Genomic DNA, 21,958 nt, shown 5'->3' with positions numbered 1-21,958 from the left:
ATGCAGCCGATCCTTGAAGTGAAGGATTTGCACGTATCGTTTGGCGCGGGCGGGGATGAAGTGCATGCGGTGCGCGGAGTAAGCTTCCATGTGAATAGAGGGGAGGCCGTGGGCATCGTCGGCGAGTCGGGAAACGGCAAGAGCGTCACCGCGCAGGCTCTGATGCGGCTGATTCCGATCCCTTCCGGAAAGATCAAGCAAGGCACCGTCACCTTTGGGGATCAGGATCTATTATCCTTGACGGAAAAGGAGATGGAAAGCATCCGCGGCAGGGAGATCGGGATGGTTTTTCAGGATCCGGCGGCTTCCCTTAATCCGACCATGACGGTCGGCCGGCAGATTGCGGAAGGTTTGATCAAGCACGGGCATTTGAATCCGGGAGAGGCGCGGGATCGGACGATGGAAATGCTGACCGCTGTCGGCATAGCCAATCCCGAGGTGCGGTTCAAACAGTATCCGCACGAGCTTTCCGGCGGAATGAAGCAGCGGGTAAATCTCGCCATCGCTGCAGCCTGCAATCCGAGCCTGCTGATCGCCGATGAACCGACATCCGCGCTGGATGTGACGGTTCAAGCGCAGATTCTGCAACTGATGAAGGATCTGCAGCAGCGTCTGAACATCTCGATTCTTTTGATTACGCACGATCTGAGCGTGGTCGCCGCCCTCTGCGACCGGGTGTTGGTGATGTATGCAGGCAAGATTGTGGAAACCGGAACGAAGCGGGAAATTCTCGAAAATCCGCAGCATCCCTACACTAAAGCGCTGCTGCGGTCGATTCCGCGCTTGGAGCAAAACAAGGACGAGCCGCTAATGCCCATATTCGGAAATCCTCCCGATATGAGCCGATTGTCCGCCGGGTGCGAATTTTGCGGCCGCTGCGAGCAAGCCATGAACATTTGCGAGCGCAGCGAACCGGATATGTTCGATTTAAGCATCACACATCAAGCCAAATGCTGGCTGCATCATCCGCTCGCCCAAGCAAGGGGGATGGCATGAGTCGTCAACTGATCGAAGTAGAGCGATTGAAGAAATTTTTTCACCTCGGACGGGGTCGTACGATCAAAGCTGTCAATGATATCAGCTTCAGCATACGACAGGGGGAAACGTTGGGTCTGGCAGGCGAATCGGGCTCCGGCAAATCGACGGCCGGGCGAACGATCCTGCGTCTGTATGAGCCTACTGAAGGCCTTGTGAAATTCGACGGAAGGAATATTTTTTCCCTGTCCGGTTCGCAAATGAAGGCGCTGCGCCGCGAGATGCAGATGATCTTTCAGGATCCTTATGCTTCATTGAATCCGCGGCTGAGCGTGCGCGACATCATCGGAGAAGCGCTGGACATCCATAAGCTGGCTCACAGCAAAACGGAAAGGAACAAACGGGTGGAAGCTCTTTTGGATCGGGTCGGCTTGAATCCGGGCCATGCCCATCGGTATCCTCATGAATTTTCCGGGGGGCAGCGGCAGCGTATCGGCATCGCCAGAGCGCTGGCGGTAGATCCGCGGTTTATCATCGCCGACGAGCCGATTTCCGCATTGGACGTGTCGATACAGGCCCAGATTGTGAATCTGATGCTAGATTTGCAGCGGGAATCGGGATTGGCCTATTTATTCATCACCCATGATTTGTCCATGATCAAGCATATCAGCGACCGGGTGGCGGTCATGTATCTGGGCCGGTTGATAGAGCTGGCATCAAGCGAGGAACTGTTCGGCAATCCGCAGCATCCTTATACTCAGGCTCTTTTGTCAGCTCTTTTGCCGCCCGTCCCGGAAACGGAAGGGCATCGTGAACGAATTGTCATTGCGGGAGAAGCGCCCGATCCGATCAAGCCTCCGAGCGGCTGTCATTTCCGAACGCGCTGCCCGGCTGCCGCAGACCAATGCGTGCATGCGGAGCCCGCGTTCACGGAAGTCAAGCCGGGGCATTGGACGGCCTGCCATTTGATCTGAACGGATTTTTCCTTTTTGACGATTGCATATAGGATGTGTACAATCAAATTATGTTTGACATCAGTTATGCAGGAACGGGAGGGTAAGCATGAAACTGGTGGAATTTCACTGGCCGTCCGGTCAGAAGTTGACCGACGACTATGTTCAAGAAAGCGGCCGGGCAATGGACTTATTCGATTATCATCCTTGGGACGGAAAGTCTTGGGAGCAAAGAGCCGATTGGCTTGATCAACGGGAGAATCATAGAATTTCCAGAAGCCGGCTTGCAGAGGTCCTACTGGATTACAATCATAAAGTCGGTAATTCCGAGAAGGCGATTGAGCATATCCGCGCGCTCCGCAATCCGGAAACGCTGGTTGTTATCGGAGGTCAGCAGGCCGAATTGTTTACCGGCTCACTTTATGTCATACATAAAGCGATCACTATTCTGCAGTTAGCCAAGCAGGCGGAAGAAAAGCTCGGGAGACCTGTCATTCCCGTGTTTTGGATCGCCGGAGAGGATCATGACATCGACGAGGTCGACCATATCCATGTCTTATCCGCCCAGCAGAAGGTTGAAAAAATCAAGCTGGCAACACCACACGGCTGGCGCAGCTCGGTCAGCCGCATGAAAATCGGTGCCGCCGAATGGAATGACGCTTTGCAATGGCTTCAAGGTTCGCTGCCGGATACTGAACTGAAGGCGGGGCTGCTCAGCACTCTTCGCTCAATCAGTTGTCGGTCGGAAACGATGACGGACTTTTTCGCTGGCATTTTAAGCGCGTTGTTCGCCGATTACGGTCTCGTTATGATGGATTCCGACGACCCGGCAGTCCGTAAATTGGAAGGTCCGGTTTTCGCGCGCATGGTTACGGAATACCGGAGCCTGAATGAATCTTTTCTGGAATCGACACGCAAGGTTGAGGAATTGGGCTATCGCCCGCAGGTTGAAGTCTATGAAAACGGGGCCAACCTGTTTCTTTTTGAGCAGCAGGAGCGGAAATTGCTGTTTGGTTCGCCCAAAGGGTTCCAAGACAAAAAAGCGCAGCTTCATTACAGCGAGAGCGAGATTTTGCGCATGGCGGAAGAAGCTCCGGAAAAGCTCAGCAACAATGTGCTCACCCGTCCGTTAATGCAAGAATTTCTTTTTCCGGTTTTATTCACGGTTCTCGGCCCCGGGGAGATCGCATATTGGAGCCAAACCGTCGCGGCCTTTCATAAACTGGATATGAAGTCCCCGATCATTATGCCGCGAATGGGCTATACTTTGCTGGAGGGCCCCATTCAGAAACAAATGAACAAGTACGGCTTCTCGTTCGAGGACGTCATTTATCGTTTTGATGAGAAAAAACAGGCGTGGCTCGATCAGCAGGACGATCTCCGTCTGGAAGAAAGGTTTGCGGAAATCAAGCAGAAGTTTGAGGAAATATACAGGCCGCTGCTCAAGGAGTTGGGGGCAGTTCAACCGGGACTGGATCGCTTGGGCTCGGCCAATATCCTGAAGATCCAAGAGCAGATCGATTTTTTAAAAAATCGTTCCATCGGCGCGTATCAACAGAAGTTTGAAGCGGCGGTCCGGCAAATGGATCGCGTGCGCCTGTCGATTCTGCCATTGGGCAAGCCGCAGGAAAGAGTATATAACGTATTTGCCTACTTGAACAAGTATGGTGACGAATGGCTGCACGAATTGATCTCGAAGCCGCTTGAAGTAAATGGAAACCATCGCATCGTGTACTTATAAATTTGAAGTCTATCAATTAACTCCAACTTGACAAGGAGGCTTTAAACACAGCATGAAAGCATTGGAAAACAGCATTATCAAGGATATCTCATTAGCGCCGGACGGCCGCCTGAAGATCGATTGGGTTAAAGCCCACATGCCGGTGCTGAATCGGATTCGCGAACAATTTGAGCGGGAACAGCCGTTCAAGGGCTTAAAGGTGGCGATCTCCCTCCATCTTGAGGCGAAAACGGCGTATTTGGCCAAGGTGGTTCAAGCAGGCGGCGCCGAGGTGACGATAACGGGGAGCAATCCGCTTTCCACCCAGGATGATGTATGCGCAGCGCTCGTAGAGGATGGGGTTACGGTTTATGCCAAGCACAATCCGGATCCGGCCGAATATAAGGAGTTGATGGTCAAAACATTGGAAACCAGACCGGACTTGATCATTGATGACGGCGGCGATCTCGTATCGATTCTTCATTCGGAGCGTCCGGATTTGCTGGAACAGGTGCGGGGAGGCGCAGAAGAAACGACGACGGGCATTTTGCGTCTGAAAGCGATGGAGAAGGAAGGAAAGCTGCAATTTCCGATGGTTGCCGTAAACGATGCTTTCTGCAAATATTTGTTTGATAACCGGTACGGTACGGGGCAATCGGTTTGGGACGGCATCAACCGCACGACGAATTTGGTTGTGGCCGGCAAAACCGTGGTGGTTGTCGGATACGGATGGTGCGGCAAAGGGGTTGCCATGCGTGCCAAAGGATTGGGAGCCAATGTGGTCGTAACCGAAATCGACGCGATTAAAGGCGTCGAGGCTTACATGGACGGCTTCCGTGTCATGCCGATGACGGAAGCGGCCCGGATCGGGGACTTTTTCGTTACGGTGACCGGAAACCGCGACTGCATCCGGGAAGAGCATTTCAAGGTGATGAAGGACGGGGCAATCCTGTCCAATGCCGGTCATTTTGACGTGGAGGTCAATATCCCGGAGTTGGCCGCAGCTGCCGTATCCAAACGGACGGTACGAAAAAACATTGAAGAATATGAACTGGCCGACGGAAGAAAAATCTACTTGCTGGCGGAAGGCCGATTGGTCAATCTTGCGGCCGGAGACGGTCATCCGGCGGAAATCATGGATATGACGTTTGCCCTTCAGGCGATGGCGATCAAGTATGTGAATGACAACTACGAGAAAATCGGCAACAATGTGTTGAATGTTCCTTATGAAATCGACGAGCAGGTTGCCCGCTACAAATTGCAGTCGCTGGACATCACCATCGACCGGCTGACGGAGGAGCAAAAAGCTTATCTGGACAGCTGGACGGAGCACTGAGAGCAGGGCCGCAATCAGGGGAATGAAGATTCATAGGGCTGGGGGGTATCTTCAGTAGAGACCTGGGGTTTATGCTCCCGAAGCAGTTTTCTGCGAAAACTTTTACGCCTTTGAAACCGGGAAAATACCACAATTTCCAATTCCATTTCCTGGTTTCAAGAGCGACGGAAGAAGATCCCCCCACCCGACAAAATCGCGTTACAGAGGAAGAAAATTCCCTTATTCCATCATCGAACCCCCATCGTAATAATTCCGCGGCAACGAGCAACCCTTTCGCAACTTCTGCCTTTTTATGGCCATCCCCTCATTTCCTATGTTTTAGATTTCGCAACTTTTTCAGCACCTTTCCCGTTAGGAGAAGTGCAGCAGGTTTTTCCTCACAATCCAATTCACCTCCGGAATTTTTTGCTGCAAATTGAAGCGGTGAAAACAATTTTATATGGGGGGAACAAAGATGAACGAGAAGCGGGATCGGGCGAACGAAGGCTTTTACCTTGACAAGAACTTAGGAACGAACAGAATCTTAGGCAGTAACAAAGGCTTGGCATTAGCCGCGCTGGCGGTCGTCATGCTGTTGATTGCGGCTCTGTCCGCCGGTTGCTCGAGTTCAAAGCAGCCGGAGTCGGCGAGCGTACGAACTGAGCCGGCGGTCGACGGACAATTCACGCAGAATTCCGGTGCGGCGTCCTTTGGAAGCGCCGACGTCGGCAAAATGCCGGCACTCACCTCCGAGTCGAAGGCAGACACAAGCATTGCGAGCTCAGACAATGCAAGCTCAGCTGCCGCTGCTCCGAATGAGGGGAAGAGAGCGGCATCGACAAATTCGGCTGCGGGGACAGGGGAGGCTGCCGATGGATTCGCAGAAACGCCCGGAGAGGGCGGGGGAGGCTTCGCTTTGGCCGACGGAAGCAAGCTGAGTCCGGAGGCGCTTGAACGCAAGCTGATCTATCATGCCAACATGACGATGGAAGTGAAAGATTACGCCCGGACACAGTCTGAAATCCGGGATATGGCGACGCTAGCCGGAGGCTATGTGCTGCAATTCGGCGACAATCAGTCGATGCATGAGCTGGGGGAACCTTTACGCTGAAAATTCCCGCCAACGGCTTTTTCTCATTTATCCAAGAGCTGGAGAAGCTGAAGCCGATTTCGCTGCAGCGCAGCATGCAGGGACAAGATGTGACCGAAGAATATGTGGATTTGTTCTCGCGCTTGAAAGCGAAGCAAGTGGTGGAAGCCAGGCTCATCGCTTTCATGGAAAAAGCGACAAAGGCGGATGACCTTGTCAAATTTTCCGATCAATTGGGAAAAGTGCAGGTGGAGATCGAACAACTCAAGGGTCGGATGCGATATATCGACCAAAGCGTAGCCTGCTCTACCATTGAGCTTCGCCTCTATCAGCGGCTGAAGGATCAATCGGCGGCATTGAATTCGAAGGAGGACTCTTCCCTCATGCAGCGCGCTTGGGATGCCATGAAGTCGGGCGGACGTTTTGTCTATGAACTTGTGGCGGGGCTGGTCGTCGTTGTAGTCGAAGATCCTCTGGTTTAAAGACGATATTCGTCATTTTACGCGAGATCCGTCAAATCTCGTCAAAAAACAGCCGTTGATCGAATAAAAAATAATAATTTTCTTAAGAAATCCTGCCGAGCGAGCAGGATTTCTTATTGGTGTGGCGAATAGACAATAATAAGTGGGGAGAAGTGGGGTAAAGTGGTGGGATAGGGAGATATCCGATGCCATTTTCGTGATACCCGTCGGTGAAGTGAATGGCATGCTGAACGCGTCCTTGAAGAATTTTATATTGAATTCATGTTTCAGCGGGAAAAATCTTCAAGGCAGAGGAGGGCGGATGACCGATGTTTATGGGGGAATACCAGCACAGCATAGACGAAAAAGGCCGTCTGATCATTCCGGCCAAGTTTCGCGATTCCCTCGGTCAGTCCTTCATTGTAACGCGCGGTTTGGACAACTGCTTGTTTGTATACCCCAATAAAGAATGGTCCGTGCTCGAGCAAAAGCTAAAGGCTCTTCCGCTGATGAAATCCGACGCCCGGGCGTTTACCCGGTTTTTCTTCTCGGGAGCGACGGAATGCGAATTGGATAAACAGGGAAGAGTAAACATACCCAATAACTTGATTGAACATGCCAAATTGGATAAGGATTGCATCGTCATCGGCGTATCGAGCCGAGTGGAGATTTGGAGCAAAGCCATCTGGAATGACTATGCGCAGCAATCGGAGGATTCCTTTAACGAAATTGCGGAAAAATTAGTTGATTTTGATTTCAATTTCTAATCGAACTCAAGCGGATAGGAGGTGCGGATTCCTTGTTCCATCACATTACGGTGCTCTTAAATGAAGCAATAGACGGACTGAATATCAGAAATGATGGAATCTATGTGGACTGCACCCTCGGCGGGGCCGGCCACAGCCGGCAAATTGCCTCCAAACTGTCGTCAGGGGGATGGCTGATCGGCATTGATCAGGACGATAAAGCGTTGAAGCATGCCGAACAAATGCTGGATTCGTTCAACGGCAAAATCGATTTGGTCAAAAGCAATTTCCGCCATCTTGAAGAAGTGTTGAAAGACGCCGGGGTCCCGCAATCGGAGGGCGTGCCGCAGGTGGACGGCATTCTGTTCGACCTGGGCGTATCCTCCCCGCAGCTGGACGAAGCGGAGAGAGGCTTCAGCTATAACCAGGATGCGGAACTGGACATGCGGATGGACAGATCCAACCCGTTGACGGCTTTCCAAATTGTCAATGAGTGGCCGGATGACAAAATCGCCGATATTCTTCATCATTACGGCGAGGAGAAATTCGCCAGACGCATTGCCAAACATATTGTGCTCTCCAGGGACCGCAAGCCGATCAAATCGACCGGACAGCTCTCGGAAATCATCAAGGAGGCTATACCGGCCGCCGCCAGAAGAACCGGGCCGCACCCGGCCAAAAGAAGCTTTCAGGCGATCCGGATTGCGGTCAACGATGAATTGGGCGCTCTGGAAGAAGCGCTTGAACAAGCGGTGCGGTGCACTGCCCCCGGAGGACGGATCGCGGTGATCACGTTTCACTCGCTTGAGGACAGAATCTGCAAGCAAACTTTTGCGAAATATGTTGAAAAATGCACTTGTCCTCCGGATTTTCCGATCTGTGTTTGTCCCCAAAAAGGGATGCTCAAACTGATCAACAGAAAACCGATCGTGCCCGGTCCGCGGGAATTGGAAGCAAACCCGAGAGCCAGATCGGCCAAGCTGAGAATTGTCGAAAAACTGTAAGTAAGCTGATAATATGGAAGACGGATGAGGAGGTTGTCCAGATGGCCGCATACATACACGGAAATTTGGCTGTTGAAGAAAGAACGGGAAAGAAAGTAAGAGTTAGAGAAAAAAGAAGCGTTGTCTATCGCTCCAAAGCGTTGCCTTTGCAGGAAAAGCTGCTGTATTTGCTGACCATGGTGGTTTGTGTGGTTTTGGCAGGCCTGATTATTTGGCGTTATGCGCAAATCTATGAAGTGAATACGAAAATTCAGAAGATCGAGAATCAAATTGAGACGCTGCAGAATGAAAACAAGAAATTAAAGCTGGAAGTAAACCGGCTTCAGGATCCGAAACGGCTGATCGAAAAAGCTAAAGAACTCGGGCTGCGGCCGTCCAACGAAAATGAAATCAAGGGAATTTCCGATTCGAACATTGCTGAGATAAACAAAAAAGTGGCATTCAATCGATAAGGCGGGAGTTTGCGATGAAAAGGGTTAGAGCAAGATCTTTGGTTATTGGGGGCTTCTTTACCCTTTTTTTTATTATTTTGATCATGAAGCTGTATTGGCTGCAGGTCGTCGAGGCTTCATGGCTGCTGGATAAAGCCGAAAGAAACTGGCAGACCAACGAGATTCTTCAGCCTAAGCGGGGAACCATTCTCGACAGAAACGGCAAAATTATGGCGCAGGATGCGGAAGCATTCACAGTAGCCTTGAGTCCCAAAACGATTCATGAGCAAAATCGGGTAGAGGAGCTGGTTGACGGTTTGGCCTCTCTTCTCAAAATGGACAACGCCGACGGACGGGCCAAGCTGTATGCGCTGGCTACAAAAAAAAGGGAGGACGGAAGCTTTCAGCCTCAAGTGGAAGTACGGAATGAAGGCTGGAAGATCGATAGCGACGCGGCAGACAAAATCAAGGCTTGGATCAATAAAAGCGGGCTGGAGGGCATCTACCTGATCTCTCAGCAAAAGCGTTATTATCCGGCGAATGAAATGGCTTCCCATGTGCTTGGTTATACCAACAAAGAAGGGCAAGCCGTAATGGGGCTCGAATGGCAATACGATAAAATCCTGCGGGGCACTCCGGGTTCCATCAGCTATGAGAAAGATTTGCGCGGCAATGTGCTTCCCGATGCGAAAGTGAAATACAAGCCTGCAGAGGACGGAAAAACTCTGCAGCTGACCATCGACGTGAACATTCAGCATTTTGTGGAGGATGCGCTGCGCAAAACTTATGACCAGTACAAACCGAAGGCGGCAATTGCGGTCGCGGTTGACCCGATGACGCTGGAGGTGCTTGGCATGGCCAATTTCCCGGATTTCAATCCGAACCGCTATTGGGAAATTGACAGCACACAGGATTTTATCAACCATTCGATCGTTTCCCAATACGAGCCCGGGTCTACCTTCAAGATCGTGACGCTCGCTGGGGCTGTGCAGGAAGGCTTGTTTCATCCGGGTGAAACGTATCAATCGGGGACTATTCGAGTTCCCGGGGCGGTTATCCACGACCATAATAATGTAGGATGGGGGAAAATTACTTACCTGGAAGGATTGAAGCGTTCGAGCAACGTTGCGTTTGTCAAGCTGGGCTACGAAGGCTTGGGGGAACAAAAGCTCAGGGATTATATCATGAAGTTCGGTTTTGGCGCCAATACGGGTATCGATCTTCCCGGCGAAGTGCCGGGAGTCATCGATTTCAAATGGCCGGCGGAAGTGGCTACCGCAACGTTCGGACAGGGTAAAGTTGCCGTAACCGCGATTCAGCAGCTCGCCGCCGTTTCCGCAATCGCCAACGGCGGAAAGCTGATGTGGCCCCATCTGGTGAAGGAGATCATCAATCCGGCAGACAATACTCCAATTCAGAAAATTGAACCCAAAGTGGTTCGCCGGGTGATTTCCCCGGAAATTGCGCATAAAGTCGGTTCCTATCTGGAGCAGGTCGTATCCGACCAGGCGATCGGAACCGGTCGAAGGGCCTATATAGACGGCTACACCGTCGCCGGGAAAACGGGGACATCGCAGAAGGTGGTTGAAGGAGGATATTCCAATAAGCGATACATTGTCTCGTTTATCGGATATGCCCCCGTAGAAAACCCGCGGATTGCCGTAGTCGTTATCGTGGACGATCCGGATTTGGGAGGGGATTATCGCGGAGGAGGAGAAGTGGCTGCACCGGTTTTCCGGGAAATCGTGTTGAATACTCTCCGATACCTCGGGGTTCCTTCCAAAAACCAAGCCAATGCGATGAGCCAACCGGTCGCCTTCGGAAAAAGCGTCAAAGTGCCGGAGCTTGTCGGACAGTCTGTTGACCAGGCGTCCGGATTGATTCATAATGCGGGGATGGAGGATGAGGCGTTTGGAAATGGGCGCACTGTCGTGAAACAATTCCCCGAACAAGGTACGGAAATGGCGTCGGGGCAACGAATCTATGTATTGACGGAGCAGCCGAATAAAGTTCCGTTCCCGTATCTCAAAGGCTCATCCTTACGCGATGCGATGGCAATTTGTTCGTTGTTTGATGCCGATTGCGCGGTTTCCGGCGCGGGATACGTCAGCGATCAGCAGATTAGCATGAAAGAAGGCAAGGTGACCGTCCATCTCGATCTTCAGCCGTGGGACGGGCAAATCCAACAGAACTCCGGAAACAGCGGAGGAGCAGATTCAACCGCAGCGGACCGGAATTCCCAAGACGTCAGCGGTTTGTCAGCCGGCTCAGGGCCGGACGCCAAACCCGGCCAGGATCACAAGAAAAGAAACCCCGGCTAGTCGCAGCAGCTTGTTCTAACCCCAGTTTGTCCTGAATAGGTTTGAAATGAAACGATTTTTGGACATGATCAGGAGCAAATGAGGGGGAACGGGACTTGAGAGCTTCGAATACCACTGTTCGACGGAGGCTATTCCTGATACTCATCGGGGGCACGCTTATTTTTGCCGCGTTGATTTTGCGGCTGGGCTATGTACAATTGTGGATGGGGCCGGATTTGGCGCAAAAGGCGGAGGATTCCTGGCGGCGAAACATTCCGTTTGCGGGAAAACGCGGAGAAATCTTGGACCGCAATGGGGTGGAGCTGGCATACAATATCAGCTCGCCCACCGTTATGGTGATTCCCGCACAGGTCTCGGATCCGCGGATGACAGCCAATCGGTTGGCAGGCGCTCTGAATATGTCGGAACAGAATGTATATGCCATGGTAACGCGCAAACAGCTGATCGTGCGAATTCAGCCCGGCGGCAGAAAAATCACTCAGGAGAAAGCCCGGCAAATCAGGGAAATGAACCTCCCGGGAGTTGTTGTGGCAGAGGATAACAAGCGCTACTACCCCTTTGGGAATCTTGCGGCTCACGTTCTCGGATTTACCGGAATCGACAATCAGGGCTTGACCGGAGTGGAGTTAACCTACGATAAACTGCTGCAGGGAATTCCGGGCAGCATTTCATTTTTGGCGGATGCCAAAGGCAGGCAGATGCCGAATTCTTCGGATAACTATGTGCCTCCGAAAGACGGTCTCAATCTGCAGTTGACCATCGACAAACAGATCCAGTCTATTATGGAAAGAGAACTGGATCAAGCCATGGTCCAGTTTCAACCCAACCATGTTCTGGGCATCGCAATGGACCCGAACACGGGCGAAATTCTGGCGATGGCCGGCAGGCCGACCTTCGATCCGGGGCATTATGCGGAATATCCTTCTGAAGTGTACAATCGCGATTTGCCCATCTGGATGACTTATGAACCGGGCTCCACGTTCAAAATCATAACATTGGCGGCGGCGCTTGAAGAAAAAAAGGTCGACCTGCTTCATGATCACTACTACGACAGCGGGGCCATCGAGGTGGCGGGCTCGACGCTTCATTGCTGGAAGCGGGGAGGACACGGATCCGAAACGTTCTTGGATGTGGTGGAGAATTCCTGCAACCCGGGTTTTGTCGTGCTCGGCCAGCGGCTCGGCAAAGAAAAGCTGTTCGATTACATCCGCAGCTTCGGATTCGGTCAAAAAACGGGCATCGATCTTCGCGGGGAGGAGAACGGCATATTATTCAAACCTTCCCGGGTCGGCCCCGTCGAATTGGCCACGACCGCTTTCGGCCAAGGCGTTTCAGTGACGCCCATTCAGCAGATTACTGCCGTCAGCGCGGCCATCAACGGAGGATACCTGTACCGGCCGCACGTTGCCAAGGCGTGGGTACAGCCGGAAACAGGGGAGGTCATCGAAACGATTCTGCCTCAAATGGAAAGGCAGGTCATCTCCGAAAAGACCTCCGAGCAGGTCAGATTTGCGCTGGAAAGCGTTGTGGCCAAGGGAACCGGACGAAACGCCTTCATTGACGGATACCGTGTCGGCGGCAAAACCGGAACGGCGCAGAAAGTTGTCAACGGCAGATACTCGCCGAATGAGCATATTGTTTCTTTTATCGGGTTTGCCCCCGCCGATCATCCTAAGCTCGTCGTTTATGTCGCGGTTGACAATCCGCAGGGCATCCAGTTCGGAGGTCTGATTGCGGCGCCAATCGTCAAGAATATTATGGGGGACGCATTAAGGTATATGGGAGTGGAACCGAGGAAGGATCAGATTAATCGCGACTATAAATACGGAGACATTCCGCTTGTGGAAGTGCCGGATCTGACCGGGATGACCGTCAGCGACATTTACGAGGATATGAATTCGAATTTTCAACTAGCCAAATCCGGCAGCGGAAATATTGTCGTCAGCCAGATGCCCAAACCCGGCGTTAAGGTGGAACGCGGTTCGACGATTCGCATTTTTTTGGCCGATAAGCCATCGGATGAGTGAATGTTCCATTTCAAAGATGATATAATGATAAGGTTAGCGCAGAGGCCGGACAGAGGAGGAATTGTTGTTGCTGCTGAAAGAGATTGCGTCATTGCTGCTGCTTTCCCGATTGGAAGGGCGCGGAGAAGTGCAGGTGACGGGAATTCAAGCCGATTCCCGGAAGGTGCAGCCGGGAGACTTGTTCATCTGTATATCGGGTCTGGTTTCAGACGGTCATCAATATGCGGGGGACGCCGTGTCCAAAGGAGCGGCCGCCCTTGTCGCGGAGCATGCCGTGGATGCCGATGTGCCGCAGCTGATCGTCAAGGACAGCCGCTATGCCATGGCTGTCATTGCCAATCACTTTTACGGTTACCCGAGCGGACAAATGAAGCTGATCGGGGTTACGGGCACGAATGGAAAAACGACGACGACTTACTTGATCGAGCATATTATGCGGGAGCAGGGATTTCGTACCGGCTTGATGGGGACCATCCAAACGCGGATCGGATCGAAAATTATCGAGGCGGAGAGAACGACCCAGGATGTTGTGGATTTGCAGCGCAATCTGCATGAAATGGTCAAGGAAGAAACGGAATATTGCATCATGGAGGTATCCAGCCATGCGCTTGAGCTGGGACGGGTGAAGGGGTGCCGGTTCCGCACAGCCTTATTTACAAACCTGACTCAGGATCATCTCGATTACCATCAGACCATGGAAAACTATGCGGCAGCGAAGGGTCTTTTGTTTTCAAGATTGGGCAACGAATTTTTCGCAGATCCTCAAGAGAGGCAGTATGCCGTATTCAACGCCGACGATCCGGCCTCCGGGGCGTATCTGCGCCAGACCGCCGTTCAGGCGGTCACTTACGGGATTCGGAACGACTCGGACGTTCGCGCTTTCGATGTAAAAGTCACCGCGCAGGGAACCCGATTCAAGGTGTCCACCTTCCGCGGCGACACCGAGCTGCAGATGAAGCTGCTCGGGACCTTCAACGTTTACAATGCGCTAGCGGCCATTTCCGCCGCATTGATCGAAGGCATCCCGCTTGAGGCCGTCAAGCAATCGCTGGAGAATGTGCGGATTGTTGACGGACGGATGGAATCGATTTATCAAGGTCAGGATTTTCTGGTTGTGGTCGATTATGCGCATACGCCCGACGGGCTGGAGAACGCCCTGTCGACGATCAAGGAATTCGCCGAAGGCAGGGTGCTGACCGTCTTCGGATGCGGCGGGGACAGGGATCGGTTGAAACGGCCGATCATGGGCAAAATAGCGGCCCAGTACAGCGATCATGTTCTGGTCACATCGGATAATCCGCGCAGCGAGGACCCGGAAGCGATCATGCGGGATATCGAGCCGGGGATTTTGTCGCAAGGATGGGACCGGCAGCGGTACGACATGATCGTCGAACGCCGGGAAGCGATCCGGCAAGCGGTTCGCATGGCCGGCCCCGGGGATGTCGTGTTGATTGCAGGGAAGGGTCATGAAACGTATCAGATCATTAAAGGGAAAGTTTATGACTTTGACGACCGTTTGGTTGCCTCAGAAGAGATAAGGAGTTTACAATCGTGATCAATAGAAGCTTTTTGCAAATCGCTCAAATGATCGGCTCGCAGATCCCGGAGGGCGAATATCAGGTACTGATGATACATGGAGTATCCACTGATTCCAGAAAGCTGGAGCAGGGGAATTTGTTCGTGCCGATTGCCGGCGAGCGCTTTGACGGACACCTGTTTGTCGAAGAGGCGTTTGCCCGGGGAGCGGCCGCCGCTTTATGGCAGTCGGATCACGGGACTCCTCCCGAGGGCCGTCCGATATTGGTCGTGGACGATACGATCCGGGGGTTGCAAACACTGGCCTGGCGGTATCGGGAGCAGCTTTCCGCCAGGATCGTCGGAATTACCGGAAGCAACGGAAAAACGACGACAAAGGACATGATCGCTTCGATCCTGTCCACAACATACAACGTGCATAAAACCGAAGGGAATTTGAACAATCACATCGGTTTGCCGCTCACGCTGCTGCAGATGGATGAAGATACGGAAATGGCGGTATTGGAAATGGGCATGAGCGGGCGGGGCGAAATTGAGCTTCTCTCTCGTCTTGCCCAGCCGGAAGCGGCGGTCATTACGAATATCGGGGAATCGCATCTTCTGCAGCTAGGCTCCAGAGAAGAGATTGCCAAAGCCAAATTGGAAATTGTCCGCGGCATGAAAGCCGACGGACTGCTGGTATATAACGGCGATGAACCGCTGCTGTCCCGTCTGCTGGACAATTCCGAAGAAGCCACGCTTTCCGACGAATCCCAAGCCGCGTCGGAGGATCGAATCGTTTTGCCGCCGGAGCTGAAGACGTTTCGGTTCGGCCGTTCGGTCAGGAACGATTTTTATCCTTCGGGCATCATGATCGACAGCGAACAGCACCGGACATATTTTACGCTGAACGTTCCCAATTCGGCCAATTATGTGCTGCCGTTGCTCGGCCAGCATAATGTCATCAACGCCCTGGCAGCCATTGCCGTATCCAAGTATATGGGCGTTTCCGAAGCCGACATCGTCAGAGGCCTGAAATCGCTGAAAACCACAGGCATGAGAATCGAAATTGTCAAAGGGATAACGGGTCTGACCATACTCAATGATGCTTACAATGCCAGTCCCACCTCCATGAAAGCGGCCATCGAGCTGCTTGGGGAAATGAAAGGCTACGCTAAAAAAATCGCCGTATTGGGCGATATGCTGGAATTGGGCAAGGATGAAGAAGAATTTCACCGGGAAATCGGCAGATTGCTGGATCCCCGGAATATCGATTACATCTTTACGTACGGCCGGCTGGCCGAATCGATCGCGGAAGAGGCGGCGAAGCGCTTTGAGCCCGGCCGTGTGCATGCGGCGGAGCACAAGTCCGACATCGCCAAACGGATCGCTTCCATCGCTTCGCCGGGGGATTTGGTGCTGGCCAAGGCGTCGAGAGGCATGAAGTTTGAAGAGATCGTCAATGAGTTGGCCGACATTTCGATTTAGCCGTTGACATGGAAATAAACTGTTTTTAGGAGGCGGAGCTGTGGATTTTACAACTGTCATGTTTACAATGGGAGTAGCGTTTATACTATCCGTGATTATCGGGCCGCTGGCGATTCCGATTCTCCGCCGACTGAAATTCGGACAACAGATCCGCTCCGACGGCCCGCAGGGACATCAGAAGAAAGCGGGAACGCCGACGATGGGCGGAACGATCATTCTGCTCGCGCTGGTCCTGGCCTATTTTAGAGTGTCGGAAAGAAGCGATGAATTCAACGTGGTTTTGGTGGCCACTTTGGGATATGGCCTGGTGGGCTTTTTGGACGATTACATCAAAATCGTATTCAAACGATCTCTCGGTCTGACGGCAAAGCAAAAGCTGTTCGGCCAATTGTTCTTTGCCGTCCTGGTTTGCTGGCTGCTGGTACGAATGGGGCACAGCACCGTGCTGAGCGTTCCGCTGACGGACTTGTCCATCGATCTCGGATGGCTGTATTATGTCTTTGTGATTCTGCTGATGATGGGAATGGCCAATGCGGTGAATTTCACCGACGGTCTTGACGGTTTATTGTCCGGCACAAGCGCCATCGCCTTTGGAGCGTTGGCGGTCATCGCGATGTATCATACGGAACAGGAAGCGGCCATATTCTCCGCGGCGATCATCGGTGCTGTTCTCGGTTTTCTCGTATTCAATGCCCACCCCGCCAAGGTATTCATGGGCGACACCGGCTCGCTGGCCTTGGGCGGCGGCATCACGGCGGTCGCGGTTTTGATCAAAGCGGAGCTATTGCTGCTGTTGATCGGCGGGATTTTCGTAATTGAAATCTTGTCCGTCATCCTGCAGGTGATTTCTTTCAAAACGAGAGGCAAACGAATTTTCAAAATGAGCCCCATTCACCATCATTACGAATTGTCCGGTTGGTCGGAATGGAGAGTCGTCATCACCTTCTGGCTTGTCGGACTCCTATTTGCGATCCTGGCCATTTATATCAACGAGGGGATATAATCGATGAACCATCCGGAGACATACAGGGATAAGGAAGTCGTCGTATTGGGCTTGGCCAAAAGCGGATACGCCGTGGCTAAAGTGTTCCACCAATACGGAGCAAAGGTAACCGTCAACGATTTGAAAAAGCGGGAGGACTGCCCTGAAGCCGATGCTTTGGAAGCTTCGGGTATTTCTGTCATCTGCGGGGAACACCCGGATTCCTTGATTCATCCCGGTGTGGCGCTGATCGTCAAAAATCCGGGGATCCGTTACTCGATTCCGCCCATGGTCAAAGCTGCGGAGCTCGGGATCGAAACGGTTACGGAAGTGGAGGTCGCCTACCATTTGACCCGTTCGCCGATTATCGGCATTACCGGTTCGAACGGCAAAACGACGACAACCACCTGGATCGGAAAAATGCTCGGGGAGGCCGGCATGTCGCCCGTTGTTGCGGGCAATATCGGCGTACCGTTGTGTGAAGCCGCCGGGCACACGGACGAGGACCAATGGCTGGTTGTCGAGCTCAGCAGCTTCCAGCTGAAGGGAACGAAGGACTTTGCTCCGCGAATCGCCTGTCTGCTGAATATTTGCGAGACGCATCTTGATTACCACGTAAGCATGGAGGATTATATCGAATCCAAAGCCAAGCTGTTCGACAACCAGACGGAAAGCGATACAGCGGTAATCAATTGGGACGACCCGATCTGCCGAAGCTTGGCGGAAACCCGCGTCCGTTCGAGGCTCCTGCCGTTTTCACTGCGCCAGACGCTTCCATACGGCGTTTATGTTGAAACCGAAAATTCCGAATCCGGTCCTGACGGCAGCTCTTGGGTCGTTTATGTAGAGAGCAGCGGGAACAAGCACCGCATAGCGAGGTTGGAGGAGCTGGGGCTGCCCGGATTGTTCAACGCCGAGAATGCGCTTGCCGCTGCATCTGCTGCGATTGCCGCCGGCGCCGGCTTGGAAGCGATCCGCAAGGCTCTGATCGAATTTCGCGGGGTTGAGCATCGGCTCGAATGGGTTCGCGATCTGAACGGCATTTCCATCTATAACAATTCCAAGGCCACCAATCCATTGGCAACGATCAAAGCGCTGGAAGCTTTCATGCAACCCGTTGTATGGATTGGCGGGGGATTGGACCGCGGCTCGGATTTTTCCGGAATCCTGTCGCAATTCACCCGTCAAATCAAAGCGGTTGTCGCGCTGGGAGAAACGAGACAGAAAATTGTGAATGCCGCCCGGGAAACGGGAATCAATCAAGTGCATTCCGTCGATACTGCTAAGAATAACGAGGGAGCGATTGCGGAAGCTGTCCGTGCCGCCTACACCTTCGCCCAACCGGGAGATGTGATTTTATTCTCCCCATCCTGCGCCAGTTGGGACATGTTTGCATCCTATGAGGAACGAGGGCGAATGTTTAAAGAGTCGGTGCATAACCTTTAATAGGACAGATTGTCAGCCCCCAAGGTCTGGCGTCTGGATTAAGGGAGGTATGCAAAAGTGGGAAAAGCCCGAACCAATCCTGATACGATGATCATCCTTTCGACGCTGCTGATTTTGGGGATCGGCGTTGTTATGGTGTTCAGCGCCAGCGCTGTGCTCGCCTTTCACGATTTCGGGGACAGCTACTATTATTTGAAGCGGCAGCTGTTTTTTGCCGCATTGGGACTCGTGGCCATGTATTTGACGATGAACGTTGATTACTGGCTCTGGAAGAGGTTTGCCAAAATCGGCCTGATCTCCGGATTCGCCCTGCTGGTCATCGTGCTTATACCGGGCGTCGGCGTGGTCAGAGGAGGAGCGAGAAGCTGGCTGGGAGTAGCCTCCTTCGGCATACAGCCCTCTGAATTCATGAAGCTGGCGCTGATCGTATTTTTGGCGAAGGTGCTGTCGGAGGACCAAAAGAATATCGTCCATTTCATCAAGGGGCTGCTGCCCGCCTTATTGCTGGTGGGAGCGGCTTTCGGACTGATCATGCTGCAGCCCGATCTCGGGACCGGCGCGGTATTGGTCGGTTCGGCGCTGTTGATGATTTATACGGCGGGAGCGAGAATTTCCCATCTTTCTTATTTGGCATTGCTCGGTGCGGCCGGTTTTGTCGGCCTGATTGCGATGGCGCCGTACCGGCTGCAGCGGATCACCGCCTTTTTGGATCCGTGGAAGGACCCGCTGGGAGCCGGCTATCAAGCGATTCAATCGCTGTATGCCATCGGCCCCGGCGGCTTGATCGGTTTGGGCCTTGGCATGAGCCGGCAAAAATACAACTATCTGCCGGAACCGCAAACCGATTTTATCTTTTCGATTATTGCCGAGGAGCTTGGCTTCATCGGAGGGACGGTCGTATTGCTGCTGTTTCTGCTGCTCATCTGGCGGGGCATGAGAACGGCCATTACCGCTCCCGACACGTTCGGGAGCCTGTTGGCTTTAGGGATTGTCGGTCTGATCGCCGTACAGGTGATCATCAATATCGGCGTTGTCATCGGCATGTTTCCGGTGACCGGCATTACCCTGCCGCTGATCAGCGCCGGCGGTTCATCGCTGACGCTGGTGCTGACGGCGATCGGCATCCTGCTGAACATATCCCGCTATGCGAGGTGAAAACAATGCGAGTGGTATTAACCGGCGGAGGAACCGGGGGGCACATTTACCCGGCTCTTGCCGTCGGAGATCGGTTGAGGCAGGAAGATCCGGCAACCGAATTGCTTTACATCGGCACGAATGAAGGGCTGGAGCGCGAGATCGTCGGCAAGCGGGGCATTCCGTTTGAAGCGGTCCGGATTACCGGATTTCGCAGAAAGCTGTTTTCCGCCCATAATGTCAAAACCGTCGTCCGGTTTTTGCGGGGCGTTGCCCGTTCCAAAAAGCTGCTTCGCGAATTCAAACCGGATGTCGTGGTGGGTACGGGGGGATTCGTTTGCGGCCCGGTCGTCTACGCAGCCGCCAAGCTGGGGATTCCCACGCTGATTCATGAACAGAACGTCATCCCCGGCTTGACCAACCGGTTTTTGAGCCGATACGTCGATTGTATCGCGGTCAGCTTCAAAGGGTCGGAGGCCCATTTCAAAAAGGCCGCGAAGGTGGTTTATACGGGAAATCCGAGCGCCTCCGCAGCGCTTCGCGCCGATCCCCGGAAAGGACGGGACTCGCTTCAGCTGCCGAAGATCAGCTCGATTGTGCTGATTACAGGGGGAAGCAGGGGGGCAAGAGCTTTGAACGAGGCGGTTTTGGACATGATTCCGCTTCTGCACTCCCAAAAGGATGTCGATTTTGTCTGGGTGACGGGTGAAGCCTATTACGAGACTTATACCGGGAAGCTATCCGAAATGAAGGTGCCTGATTTTGTGCGCGTGGTCCCGTATCTTCACAACATGCCGGAAATTCTGGCGGCGACCTCGCTGGTCGTGAGCAGGGCGGGAGCTTCCTTTTTGGCGGAAATTACCGCAATGGGCATTCCTGCGATTTTGATCCCTTCTCCTAATGTGACGAATAACCACCAGCAAGCTAATGCCAGATGGCTGCAAAAGGAGCATGCCGCAGAACTGATTCTGGAAAACGAGCTGAACGGGGCAAAATTGTTTAAAACGGTGGAAAAAATCATCTCCGACCCGATTCGACAGGAGCACATGTCCCGCCGTTCCAAATCGCTGGGTCAGCCTGACGCCGCCCAGCTTGTGATTCGCGAGCTGCTAGCGCTGCAAAAGGGGAAAAAGGGGATTTAGGGTTCGCGATGAAATTAGTTCCACTTATGGCGGAAAAGTATCAAGCGGTTTAATTGATCGTTGCCACCAATTTAGTGGAAGTTATTTCATCGCGATGCCTTAGGCGATTGTCACACTAACCGCACTCGTAACATAACATATCCTATAAACGTGACAGACAGCGTGAAGGGAGGATATGCAGTTTTGATGTGAAATGGCCGTTCACTTCAAAAAAATGCAGCTTTCGGGCATGGGTTCGCCGCTCGCAACAGGCGGATGCCGGGATGCCCTTGATGTTCTGTAAAGGAGGTATACCCATGCAGCAGGTCATATCCGAATTAAACACCGCCAATATCGGGGAAATATTGCTGAACGAACCGATGGCCAATCACACTACTTGGAAAATAGGCGGTCCCGCTGACTTGTTTATCATTCCCAATGGAAAACAGGAATTGTCGGAGCTTGTCCGCATCCTGAATCGGCACCGGATTCCCTGGATCAACCTGGGAAGGGGATCGAATATGTTGGTAATGGATAAGGGCATTCGCGGAGCCGTGATCAAACCGGGCAGGGGACTTGATTACGTCCGGTTCGAAAAGAATATCGCATATGCCGGCTCAGCATACAGCTTCATCAAATTTTCCGTCATGGCAGGCAAAGAAGGATTGACCGGAGTGGAATTCGGCGGCGGCATTCCGGGAAGCGTGGGCGGAGCCGTATATATGAACGCAGGGGCGCACGGATCTGATGTGTCACGTATACTCAAGTCGGCTGAAGCCGTACTGGAAACAGGGGAATTGGTCCAAATGCAAGCCGAAGACCTGCAATTTTCTTATCGCCATTCGCTGCTGCAGCAGCTTCCCGCTATTGTTACGGAAGCCGTATTCGAGCTGCGCTACGGAGATCGGAAGGAGATCGCGGCTGCCATGGCCTTCTTCAAGGATCGCCGGCTAAAGACACAGCCGCTGCAGGCAGCATGCGCCGGCAGTGTATTCCGCAACCCGGAGGGGGATCATTCCGCGCGATTGATCGAAGCGGCCGGGCTGAAGGGATTCAGGGTTGGCGGCGCACAAGTGTCGAAGCTCCATTCCAATTTCATTGTGAACACCGGGAAAGCGACAGCCAGTGACGTTCTCACCCTGATGGAACACATCCAAAGCACGATTGATGATCAATTTGGAGTCAAACTTGTTCCTGAAGTATTGGTGGTGGGTGAACGGTAATTCGGA

General features: G+C 52.9%; 18 protein-coding genes. All 18 read left to right on the top strand.

The window, feature by feature from the left end; all coding sequences use genetic code 11:
* The 18 genes from VF724_RS03135 to murB all read left to right on the top strand — a co-directional run bounded on the left by VF724_RS03135 (position 1) and on the right by murB (position 21,952).
* Positions 1-996: an ABC transporter ATP-binding protein gene (locus VF724_RS03135; RefSeq protein WP_371752759.1), complete on the top strand. Its 996-nt coding sequence runs from the start codon at positions 1-3 to the stop codon at positions 994-996.
* Positions 993-1,949, top strand: a complete 957-nt coding sequence (locus tag VF724_RS03130) for an ABC transporter ATP-binding protein (RefSeq protein ID WP_371752758.1) — start codon at positions 993-995, stop codon at positions 1,947-1,949. Before VF724_RS03135 ends, VF724_RS03130 begins: the two co-directional genes overlap by 4 nt.
* Before the next feature lie 88 nt (positions 1,950-2,037).
* The gene (gene bshC, locus VF724_RS03125) at positions 2,038-3,669 is read left to right on the top strand and encodes a bacillithiol biosynthesis cysteine-adding enzyme BshC (RefSeq protein WP_371752757.1); all 1,632 of its coding nucleotides are present in this window, start codon (positions 2,038-2,040) and stop codon (positions 3,667-3,669) included.
* A 52-nt stretch (positions 3,670-3,721) separates the two neighbouring features.
* Entirely contained in the window at positions 3,722-4,984 is a 1,263-nt protein-coding gene (locus VF724_RS03120; RefSeq protein WP_371752756.1) for an adenosylhomocysteinase, read from the top strand.
* 454 nt (positions 4,985-5,438) lie between these two features.
* Positions 5,439-6,074 carry a DUF4349 domain-containing protein gene (locus tag VF724_RS03115; RefSeq protein ID WP_371752755.1) on the top strand — a complete coding sequence of 212 codons (636 nt, stop codon included), beginning with the start codon at positions 5,439-5,441 and terminating at the stop codon, positions 6,072-6,074.
* Positions 6,071-6,535, top strand: coding sequence for a DUF4349 domain-containing protein (locus VF724_RS03110; RefSeq protein ID WP_371752869.1), 465 nt, complete (start codon positions 6,071-6,073; stop codon positions 6,533-6,535). Before VF724_RS03115 ends, VF724_RS03110 begins: the two co-directional genes overlap by 4 nt.
* 308 nt (positions 6,536-6,843) lie before the next feature.
* On the top strand, positions 6,844-7,281 hold the full coding sequence (gene mraZ, locus VF724_RS03105; RefSeq protein ID WP_371752754.1) for a division/cell wall cluster transcriptional repressor MraZ: 438 nt from the start codon (positions 6,844-6,846) through the stop codon (positions 7,279-7,281).
* Positions 7,282-7,313: 32 nt separating this feature from the next.
* On the top strand, positions 7,314-8,264 hold the full coding sequence (gene rsmH / locus VF724_RS03100) for a 16S rRNA (cytosine(1402)-N(4))-methyltransferase RsmH (RefSeq protein ID WP_371752753.1): 951 nt from the start codon (positions 7,314-7,316) through the stop codon (positions 8,262-8,264).
* Positions 8,265-8,305: 41 nt separating this feature from the next.
* Positions 8,306-8,716 (top strand): cell division protein FtsL, encoded by a 411-nt coding sequence (gene ftsL / locus VF724_RS03095; RefSeq protein WP_371752752.1) that lies wholly within the window; start codon positions 8,306-8,308, stop codon positions 8,714-8,716.
* Positions 8,717-8,730: 14 nt separating this feature from the next.
* A complete protein-coding gene (locus VF724_RS03090; protein WP_371752751.1) occupies positions 8,731-11,016 on the top strand; it encodes a penicillin-binding transpeptidase domain-containing protein in 2,286 nt (761 codons plus the stop codon).
* Positions 11,017-11,111: 95 nt separating this feature from the next.
* Complete coding sequence (locus VF724_RS03085; RefSeq protein WP_371752750.1) at positions 11,112-13,043, top strand: stage V sporulation protein D; 1,932 nt, start codon at positions 11,112-11,114, stop codon at positions 13,041-13,043.
* Positions 13,044-13,110: 67 nt separating this feature from the next.
* Positions 13,111-14,598 (top strand): UDP-N-acetylmuramoyl-L-alanyl-D-glutamate--2,6-diaminopimelate ligase, encoded by a 1,488-nt coding sequence (locus VF724_RS03080; RefSeq protein ID WP_371752749.1) that lies wholly within the window; start codon positions 13,111-13,113, stop codon positions 14,596-14,598.
* The gene (locus tag VF724_RS03075; RefSeq protein WP_371752748.1) at positions 14,595-16,046 is read left to right on the top strand and encodes a UDP-N-acetylmuramoyl-tripeptide--D-alanyl-D-alanine ligase; all 1,452 of its coding nucleotides are present in this window, start codon (positions 14,595-14,597) and stop codon (positions 16,044-16,046) included. The genes VF724_RS03080 and VF724_RS03075 overlap by 4 nt, the downstream gene beginning before the upstream one ends.
* Positions 16,047-16,086: 40 nt before the next feature.
* Positions 16,087-17,049, top strand: a complete 963-nt coding sequence (mraY, locus tag VF724_RS03070) for a phospho-N-acetylmuramoyl-pentapeptide-transferase (protein WP_371752747.1) — start codon at positions 16,087-16,089, stop codon at positions 17,047-17,049.
* A 3-nt stretch (positions 17,050-17,052) separates the two neighbouring features.
* Positions 17,053-18,474, top strand: a complete 1,422-nt coding sequence (gene murD / locus VF724_RS03065) for a UDP-N-acetylmuramoyl-L-alanine--D-glutamate ligase (protein ID WP_371752746.1) — start codon at positions 17,053-17,055, stop codon at positions 18,472-18,474.
* A 57-nt stretch (positions 18,475-18,531) separates the two neighbouring features.
* A complete protein-coding gene (gene spoVE, locus VF724_RS03060) occupies positions 18,532-19,629 on the top strand; it encodes a stage V sporulation protein E (protein WP_371752745.1) in 1,098 nt (365 codons plus the stop codon).
* Positions 19,630-19,634: 5 nt separating this feature from the next.
* Positions 19,635-20,750: an undecaprenyldiphospho-muramoylpentapeptide beta-N-acetylglucosaminyltransferase gene (gene murG / locus VF724_RS03055; RefSeq protein WP_371752744.1), complete on the top strand. Its 1,116-nt coding sequence runs from the start codon at positions 19,635-19,637 to the stop codon at positions 20,748-20,750.
* 296 nt (positions 20,751-21,046) lie between these two features.
* Positions 21,047-21,952, top strand: coding sequence for a UDP-N-acetylmuramate dehydrogenase (gene murB / locus VF724_RS03050; protein ID WP_371752743.1), 906 nt, complete (start codon positions 21,047-21,049; stop codon positions 21,950-21,952).
* Positions 21,953-21,958: the final 6 nt, after the last annotated feature.

Source organism: Ferviditalea candida (assembly GCF_035282765.1).
Classification (GTDB): domain Bacteria; phylum Bacillota; class Bacilli; order Paenibacillales; family KCTC-25726; genus Ferviditalea; species Ferviditalea candida.
The sequence above is the reverse complement of the archived record's forward strand: the minus strand, read 5'-3'. Positions and strand labels throughout refer to the sequence as shown.